Source organism: Prevotella sp. S7-1-8, from assembly GCF_000758925.1.
In the GTDB taxonomy this organism is placed as follows: Bacteria; Bacteroidota; Bacteroidia; order Bacteroidales; family Bacteroidaceae; genus Prevotella.
Window position 1 is genome coordinate 39,453 of the sequence record NZ_JRNC01000047.1, and the last position, 8,554, is coordinate 48,006.

General features: G+C 49.9%; 7 protein-coding genes. All 7 read left to right on the forward strand.

Annotation, left to right across the window (positions count from 1 at the left end; translation table 11 throughout):
- Positions 1 to 25: 25 nt before the first annotated feature.
- The 7 genes from HMPREF1640_RS07950 (at position 26) to HMPREF1640_RS07980 (ending at position 8,183) form a co-directional block, all read left to right on the forward strand.
- Positions 26 to 1,297, forward strand: coding sequence for an FtsW/RodA/SpoVE family cell cycle protein (locus HMPREF1640_RS07950; RefSeq protein ID WP_036893752.1), 1,272 nt, complete (start codon positions 26 to 28; stop codon positions 1,295 to 1,297).
- 182 nt (positions 1,298 to 1,479) lie between these two features.
- Positions 1,480 to 2,595 carry an undecaprenyldiphospho-muramoylpentapeptide beta-N-acetylglucosaminyltransferase gene (gene murG, locus HMPREF1640_RS07955; RefSeq protein WP_036893753.1) on the forward strand — a complete coding sequence of 372 codons (1,116 nt, stop codon included), beginning with the start codon at positions 1,480 to 1,482 and terminating at the stop codon, positions 2,593 to 2,595.
- A gap of 13 nt (positions 2,596 to 2,608) precedes the next feature.
- Positions 2,609 to 4,006, forward strand: a complete 1,398-nt coding sequence (gene murC / locus HMPREF1640_RS07960) for a UDP-N-acetylmuramate--L-alanine ligase (protein WP_036893754.1) — start codon at positions 2,609 to 2,611, stop codon at positions 4,004 to 4,006.
- Between the two features lie 13 nt (positions 4,007 to 4,019).
- The gene (locus HMPREF1640_RS07965; protein ID WP_036893755.1) at positions 4,020 to 4,814 is read left to right on the forward strand and encodes a hypothetical protein; all 795 of its coding nucleotides are present in this window, start codon (positions 4,020 to 4,022) and stop codon (positions 4,812 to 4,814) included.
- 16 nt (positions 4,815 to 4,830) lie between these two features.
- Entirely contained in the window at positions 4,831 to 6,273 is a 1,443-nt protein-coding gene (gene ftsA / locus HMPREF1640_RS07970) for a cell division protein FtsA (RefSeq protein WP_036893756.1), read from the forward strand.
- Positions 6,274 to 6,298: 25 nt separating this feature from the next.
- Positions 6,299 to 7,642: a cell division protein FtsZ gene (gene ftsZ, locus HMPREF1640_RS07975; protein WP_036893757.1), complete on the forward strand. Its 1,344-nt coding sequence runs from the start codon at positions 6,299 to 6,301 to the stop codon at positions 7,640 to 7,642.
- An 88-nt stretch (positions 7,643 to 7,730) separates the two neighbouring features.
- Positions 7,731 to 8,183, forward strand: a complete 453-nt coding sequence (locus HMPREF1640_RS07980; protein ID WP_036893758.1) for a GatB/YqeY domain-containing protein — start codon at positions 7,731 to 7,733, stop codon at positions 8,181 to 8,183.
- Positions 8,184 to 8,554 lie beyond the last annotated feature (371 nt).

The window sequence follows — 8,554 nt, forward strand, 5'->3', positions numbered from 1 at the left end:
GATCATATTAGCAAACAAAATATGAATGAACCAGAAATTCAATAACATATTCAAAGGAGACAAGGTCATCTGGATGGTGTTCTTCTTTCTTTGCATAATCAGCGTCGTGGAGGTCTTCTCGGCCTCTTCCGGCTTGACGTACAAGGGGGGCAACTACCTCGCGCCCATCTTTAAACATTGCTTTATATTGGCCGTTGGCTTTTTCTGCATGGTAGTGACACTCAATATCAAGTGCAAATACTTCAAGATCGCGACACCAATCCTGATAGTCATTTCGGCGCTTACGTTGATTTGGGTGTTCTTTGCGGGCCAGGTTAATAACGCAAGTCGCTGGATAGAGATACTTGGCATACAATTTCAGCCATCCGAGATAGCAAAGGGCACGTTGGTGTTAGCCACCGCCCAGATATTGAGCGCTATGCAGACAGATAACGGAGCCGACAAGCACGCCATGAAATACATTCTTGTGGTGTGTGGCATCTTTGTGCCGCTCATCGGTCTTGAGAACCTCTCCACGGCCGCATTGCTGTGCGCTGTTATTTTTTTGATGATGGTAGTGGGTCGCGTGCCAGCCCAACAGCTGGGCAAGTTGATAGGCGTGGTAGTCATTTTGATAGTCGCAGTTATTGCATCGGTAATGATTTTGGGAAAGGAGGAGACGCCAGAGAACATGCCGAACAACCTGACAGACAAAGTTACAACCATTGACCCCCACAGCCAACAAGGCAACAATACTGGCGTATTGCATCGTTTTGACACTTGGAAATCGCGTATAAACAAGTTTCTTCACAGTAAAGAAGTGCCACCCGAAGAAGTGGATCTTGACAAAGACGCACAGGTGGCGCATGCCAATATAGCCATTGTCTCTTCTAACGCCATAGGAAAAGGGCCTGGCAACTCGGTGGAACGAGATTTTCTCTCACAAGCTTTTTCTGATTTCATCTATGCTATCATCATTGAGGAATTGGGGCTTGCCGGCGCCATTTTCGTGGCCATGCTGTATATCATCCTGCTCTTTCGAACGGGGCGCATAGCCAATCGGTGCGAGAACAATTTCCCAGCTTTCTTGGCCATGGGGCTTGCCATGCTCTTGGTGACGCAGGCATTGTTCAATATGTGCGTAGCCGTGGGTTTGGCGCCCGTCACGGGCCAGCCGCTGCCACTTATCAGCAAGGGTGGCACCTCGTCTATCATCAACTGCATTTATATTGGCGCAATTCTCAGCGTGAGCCGCTCGGCGAAAAAAAATATCGCAGCCGATGACGAGCAAACAGCATCTTCCCTTGTCACCACTTAGACAGAACAAGCCTTATATTTGAATTCGACTTGAAAGTCTTGGAAAATTCTTTCGTGAACAAAATGCCGAGAACTAATGGCTCTAGGTGCTATAGAAGAGTTGAAAACTAATAAATAAAGTGGGACGAAAAGACCCTAAAGCGGTTTTTTTTGATTACTTTTGCCAAATATAATAACGCTCATATGAACAACGACTTAAGAATTATCATAAGTGGTGGCGGTACCGGAGGACATATCTTTCCAGCCGTGTCAATAGCCAATGCCATCAAAGCCAAATGCCCTGATGCCAAGATATTGTTTGTAGGCGCTCTCGGCCGCATGGAAATGCAGCGTGTGCCGGCGGCGGGATACGATATCAAAGGTTTACCCATTTGTGGATTTGACCGCAAGCATTTGCTCAAGAACATCAGTGTGATGTACAAGATTTGGAAAAGCCAACGCATGGCCAAGGCCATCATTCGCGACTTCAAGCCAATGGTCGCCGTGGGCGTAGGCGGTTACGCCAGTGGGCCAACGCTCAATGTTTGCGCCAAACAGGGCATACCATGCCTCATCCAAGAGCAAAACAGCTACGCGGGCGTGACCAATCGGTTGCTATCCAAAAAAGTGGCCAAGATTTGCGTGGCATACGATGGAATGGAACGGTTTTTCCCGGCCGAGAAGATCGTCATGACCGGCAATCCAGTACGGCAAAACGTGCTTCGCTGCGAAAAAAGCAAGGCAGAGGCTCGCCAATCATTCGGCCTTGCTCCCGAAAAGAAAACGATATTGCTCGTAGGTGGAAGCCTTGGAGCGCGCACACTAAATGAAAGTATGCGTCAACATTTAGACCAAGTGAAAGCCTCCAACGCTCAGTTTATCTGGCAAACGGGCAAATATTACAGCGAAAAGATGAACCGTGCCGTCGCTGATTTTGGCAAGATTGCCAACTTGAAAGTGCTTGATTTCATTAGCGACATGGGAGCGGCGTACCAAGCCGCCGACTTGGTGGTGAGCCGAGCGGGAGCTGGCTCAATCAGCGAGTTCTGTCTATTGGGCAAGCCCGTCATTTTAGTGCCAAGCCCCAACGTGGCTGAAGACCACCAAACAAAAAACGCCATGGCGCTGGTAAACAAAGACGCAGCAATATACGTGAAAGACGCAGAGGCCCCCGAAGTGCTGCTGTCAATTGCCTTGCAAACGGTGAATGATGACGACAAACTGGCCTCATTGACTCAAAATATTAAAAAATTAGGACTGAAAGACTCCGCGGACATTATTGCCGATGAAGTGATAAAACTTGCCGGGGGAGGACAATAAGACTATCATGACAATGGAAATAGACAATATCAAAGCGGTATATTTCGTGGGGGCGGGCGGCATCGGCATGAGCGCCATCGCCCGATACTTCATTCACAGGGGGATGGTCGTGGCCGGATACGACAAGACACGGACAGAGCTTACCAAGCAATTGGAACGCGAGGGCATGATGATCCACTACGAAGAAAATGTGGACGAGATACCACAAGCATGTCGAGACAGGGGCTCTTGCCTTGTGGTCTACACCCCTGCCATCCCCACGGAGCACCGAGAGATGCGATATTTTCGCGCCAATGGCTTTGAGATGCAAAAACGAGCGCAAGTGTTAGGAACGCTCACTCGCGCCCACAAGGGACTGTGCGTGGCCGGCACTCACGGCAAAACGTCCACCTCTACCATGTGCGCTCACATCATGCACCAGAGCCACTTGGGATGCAACGCCTTTCTCGGAGGCATATCGAAAAACTACGACAGCAACTATATCCTATCCGACAAAAGCGACTATGTGGTGATAGAGGCAGACGAGTTTGATCGCTCGTTCCATTGGCTTTCGCCATGGATGACGGTCATAACTTCCACCGACCCAGACCATCTTGACATATATGGCACCAAAGAGGCATACCTTGAGAGTTTCCGCCATTACACCGAGCTCATCCAGCCCGGTGGCGCGCTCATCATACATACAGACCTTGAAATGCAGGCAGACGTGCGACAAGGCGTGAACACTTATACCTACAGTCGTGAGCAAGGCGATTTCCACGCCGAAAACATTGTCATTGACAAGGGTGAAATAACATTTGATTTCATCTCACCGATAAAATCCGTGACAGGCGTCAAACTTGGGCAGCCCATCCCCATCAACATCGATAACGGGGTAGCCGCCATAGCAATGGCTCAGCTATGTGGGTGCACCGCTGACGAGCTGAAATATGGCATGGAGACATACCATGGCGTGAAGCGACGCTTCGACTTCAAAATTCGCACACCCAAGCACGTTCTCCTATCCGACTACGCGCACCATCCCAAAGAAATTTTGCAATGCGCCAAAAGTCTTAGGGAACTATACCCAGATCGAAAACTCACCGTCATTTTCCAGCCGCACCTCTACTCCCGCACCCGCGACTTTTACCAAGACTTCGCCCATGCGCTCAGCCATTTTGACGAAGTGATACTCACAGAGATTTACCCAGCCCGCGAAAAACCTATTCCCGGCATCACGTCGCAACTCATTTACGACAATCTCGAACAAGGCGTTGAGAGGCTTATTATTGATAAAGACAGCGTGCTTGAGCTCGCCAAGAAACGGGATTTTGACGTCCTCACGATCTTGGGCGCAGGCGATTTGGACAATGCCGTGCCTGCCATAGCCCAAATAATAAAAGGGAAAGGCGAGCGCTCACCACAAGTTTGAGCCATGAATTGACATGCATATCAACTGGAAAAAAAACACGATCATCGCGCTCGACGCAATCCTTGCAGGATATATCATCGTTGCCATCACCGCGTTTGACAGGCCAAACGCGGAGCGACGAATATGCACAGAGGTTAACATCAATATCGAGGACGAGGCCACCAATGGTTTTATCAACGCCACGGAGATAAAAAAAAGATTGGAAAAAAGCAGACTCTACCCTCTTTCCAAACTCATGGCAGACATCAACACGCGCGTCATCGAGGAGACATTGGAACAAAGTCCGTTTGTCAAGCAAGCCGAATGTTACAAGACAGAGAATGGGCACGTTTCCATTTCGCTGACCCAACGCATGCCATCGCTGCACATCAAAGCCATCAATGGCGACGACTATTACATCGACGACAACCACAGTGTCATGCCCAACTCGCATTACACCAGCGACCTGATCGTCGCCACGGGCTATATCAACAAGTGGTACGCGCGCCATTACATATCCTATTTGGCAGAGACTCTCAACGCGAGCGAGTTTTGGAAAAACCAAATAGAACAAATCAACGTGCTGCCCGACCACGGAGTCGAGCTGGTGCCACGTGTCGGAAACCACATCATCTATATAGGGCAGCTGCCCGAAACCAAATACACCGGCATGAGACAAAAGATGATTACTGATTACGTGCAGAAAAAAATGGATCGCTTGGAAAAATTTTACCAATACGGACTCTCACAGGCTGGATGGAACAAATACTCGTACATCAACGTGGAATTTGACAACCAAATCATTTGCAAAAAGAAAGAATTGAATTGAAAAATATTATATACCTATGGCAGAATTTATAGTAGCGATCGAACTTGGGTCGTCCAAGATGACCGGCATCGCGGGCAAGAAAAATCTCGATGGGAGCATCAGTGTTCTCGCGGTCGTGAAAGAAGACTCCTCGTCGTGCGTTCGAAAAGGTGTTGTCTATAACATTGACAAGACTGTGCAGAAACTCACCAATATCGTTAAAAAGTTAGAAAACACGCTCAAAGCCAAGATAGCCCACGTATACGTGGGAGTGGGCGGACAATCCATCCGGAGCGTAAGAAACACGCACGTCAAGGAACTTCCCCATGACACCATCGTCACACAAGACATGGTAAACGAGTTGATGGACGCCAATCGAAGCATGCAATACACCGATCAAGAGATACTCGACGCGGCAACCCAAGAGTACAAGTTGGACAACCAGTACCAACTCGACCCCGTGGGTATACAGTGCTCGCACCTTGAGGGCAACTTCTTGAACATACTTTGGAGACGCACTTTCTACCGCAATATCAACAAATGCTTTGACAACGCGGGCATAGCCATTGCCGAGATGTACCTTTCGCCATTGGCCCTCGCCGACGCGGTGCTTACCGATAGCGAGCGTAGGAGTGGCGCCGTCTTGGTGGATTTAGGCTCTGACACCACAACCGTCTGCGTATATTACAAAAATATACTGCGACACCTCGCGGTCATACCATTGGGCAGCAACAACGTCACCAAAGACATAGCATCCCTTCAAATGGAGGAGGAGCAGGCAGAAAAACTCAAACTAAAATATGGCAACGCCTACACCGACACGGCCGACATAGACGCCGACGCGACCTACACTATCGACCACGAACGCAGCGTTCCCGCGCGCGTTTTTTTCGAGATCGTGGAGGCGCGCACGCAAGAGATCATTGAAAATGTATGGTGTCAAGTGCCAAACGAATATTACGACAAGCTCATTGGGGGGATCATCCTCACGGGCGGAGGCTCAAATATGCGCAACATTGAGCGCGCGTTCCGAAACCACACGCACGTGGACAAAATCAGAATAGCAAAATTTGTCACTCACACCATCAACTCTCACCTGCCCGCCATCAACGTCAAGGACGGCACGATGTGCACCGTGCTTGGACTGTTGGCCAAGGGAGACATGAACTGCGCGGGCGACGAGTTCAGCAAAGACCTATTCGGGGCCGACGGACGCCCAGCTCAAGCCGACACTCCCAAAGAGCCTCGCCCGCTGAGTGAGATAACGGGAAAGGGCATCGTTCAGACCGAGGCAGAAAAGGCCGCCGAGGAAGAGCGTAAGCAAAAAGAGGCGGAAGAGCGTGAGCGACAACGGAAAATACAAGAGGAGGAAGAAGCCAACCGCAAGGCTCAACGCGAGAACTCATTCGTCAACAAAACCATCAAGGGCATGAAAAACTTCTTCAAGAGAATGGTAGACGAAGAAGAAGACGACAAATAACGAACCCAAGCAAACAACAGATATTATGTCAGACAACAACAATAACATCGAGAACAACAAGCCGTCCATCCTCGACTTTGGCGCGCCAAACCAAGAAAATTGTATTATCAAAGTAATAGGCGTTGGAGGTGGAGGCGGCAACGCCGTGAACCACATGTATCGCGAGGGTATTCATGACGTGTCGTTCGTATTGTGCAACACCGACGCGCAGGCCCTCAACGACTCTCCCGTTCCAGTGCATTTGCAACTGGGCAGCGAGGGCTTAGGCGCCGGCAACAGGCCCGCCCGCGCCAGGGAGGCGGCCTTGGAGAGCATGGACGACATACGACGAATGCTCAACGACGGCACCAAGATGGCATTCATCACCGCAGGTATGGGCGGCGGCACCGGCACCGGCGCTGCCCCCATCATAGCCCAAGTGAGCAAGGAGATGGACATTCTGACCGTTGGCATCGTCACCATACCTTTCCGCTTTGAGGGTCCCAAAAAGATAGACCAAGCGCTTGACGGCGTAGAGGAAATGGCCAAGCACGTGGACGCGCTGCTTGTAATAAACAATGAGCGATTGCGTGAGATATACCCCGACCTCACCGTGGTAAACGCCTTTGGCAAAGCCGACGACACTCTCAGCGTGGCAGCCAAAAGCATAGCCGAGATCATCACCATACACGGTATTATCAACGTGGACTTCAACGACGTGAAAACCGTGCTTAAGGATGGAGGCGTTGCCATCATGAGCACAGGATACGGCGAGGGGGACGGACGTGTGAAAAAAGCCATAGAAGACGCGCTCAACTCCCCGCTACTTAACAACAACAATGTCTTCAACTCCAAAAAGATATTGCTCTTCATCAATTTCTGCGACGAGAAAGACGAGAATCAAGGATTACTGATGGAGGAAATGAACGACGTAAACGACTTCATGGCCAAGTTTGGAGATGACTTTGAGATAAAATGGGGTATCGCCACCGACCCTGAATTGGGCAACAAAGTGAAAATCACGATCCTTGCCACAGGCTTTGGCGTGGAAGACGTGGAACCCCTTGACCGACGCGGCAGGCACTCGCAAGAGGAGGCGAACCGAATAGCCGAGGAGGAAGAGAGAGCCGCCGAGCGGCAAGAGCGGCGCAATAGATATTATGGCAGCGACTCCGGAAACAAACAATACAAACGTCGCCCACACCTCTATCTGTTCAGCCAAGATGATCTCGATAACGAAGACGTGATACTTGCCGTGGACAATTCGCCCACCTACAAACGCACAAGGCAAATGCTTGACGAGATACGCAATCTTGCGAACGGCCAAAACGCCCCGTCAGAAACGGAGCCAAGCCAAGACACCGTACAGGGAATGATCAGCTTCGTATAGACAGGGGCGCATCACGCTTGTCGCCAACACTCGCACGTTGATAAAAGAAACATCAGCATTTTCAATCATACACTAAATACCAATAATTATGGCCACACTATTCGACAAAGTTAGCGGCGACATCCGTGCCGCCATGAAGGCCCGTGACAAAGTTCGCACCGAGGCCTTGCGCAACATCAAAAAATATTTCATCGAGGCCAAAACCGCGCCCGGCGCCAATGACACCCTGGACGACGACACCGCTCTCAAAATACTCCAAAAACTTGCCAAGCAAGGCGAAGAAAGTGCCAACACGTACACCCAAGCTGGCAGAAACGATCTCGCGGATGAGGAGTTGGCACAGGTAGCTGTTGTCAAGGAGTATCTTCCACAGCCGCTTTCAGAGGCAGAAATAGAGGCCAAGGTCAAGGAAGTTATCGCCCAAACAGGTGCCGTCGACATGAAATCCATGGGCCAAGTGATGGGCATGGCCACCAAACTAATGGCAGGGAAGGCCGACGGCAAAGCCATTTCAGCTATCGTTCGAAAGTTGCTAAGCTAATCGTTGGGCCATACTTGCCCTGCAAAACTGCCAACATTATATGTCTCGAACATTCCATTTGGAATGTTCGAGACATATATTTTATAGTTATTAATAGTACACGATAGATGTTTCTTTGGCTCAACTGATATTTAATGGGAGAGCTAAAGGCTCAGTAAGTATTCACTTTTGGTGGGCACCGTAGGTCTCTACGAGTGTGGTAACAATGTATAACCGCAAACAGGATTAAAAACAGGAGGGCACGATGTAGGCATAAAAGTTCACACGCGCAAATTTATACCGCGCTCAGACGCCTCTCGAGTCCGGTGCTGCTGTCTTCATTCATTCTTTGCTCCCCACTCTTCTCTCCTTGCTCCTTATTCTTCATCTTG

Coding starts and splice junctions, on each gene's coding strand:
- murG (WP_036893753.1), top strand. CDS start 1,480: ATGAACAACGACTTAAGAATTATCATAAGTGGTGGCGGTACCGGAGGA.
- HMPREF1640_RS07965 (WP_036893755.1), top strand. CDS start 4,020: ATGCATATCAACTGGAAAAAAAACACGATCATCGCGCTCGACGCAATC.
- ftsZ (WP_036893757.1), top strand. CDS start 6,299: ATGTCAGACAACAACAATAACATCGAGAACAACAAGCCGTCCATCCTC.
- HMPREF1640_RS07980 (WP_036893758.1), top strand. CDS start 7,731: ATGGCCACACTATTCGACAAAGTTAGCGGCGACATCCGTGCCGCCATG.
- HMPREF1640_RS07950 (WP_036893752.1), top strand. CDS start 26: ATGAACCAGAAATTCAATAACATATTCAAAGGAGACAAGGTCATCTGG.
- murC (WP_036893754.1), top strand. CDS start 2,609: ATGGAAATAGACAATATCAAAGCGGTATATTTCGTGGGGGCGGGCGGC.
- ftsA (WP_036893756.1), top strand. CDS start 4,831: ATGGCAGAATTTATAGTAGCGATCGAACTTGGGTCGTCCAAGATGACC.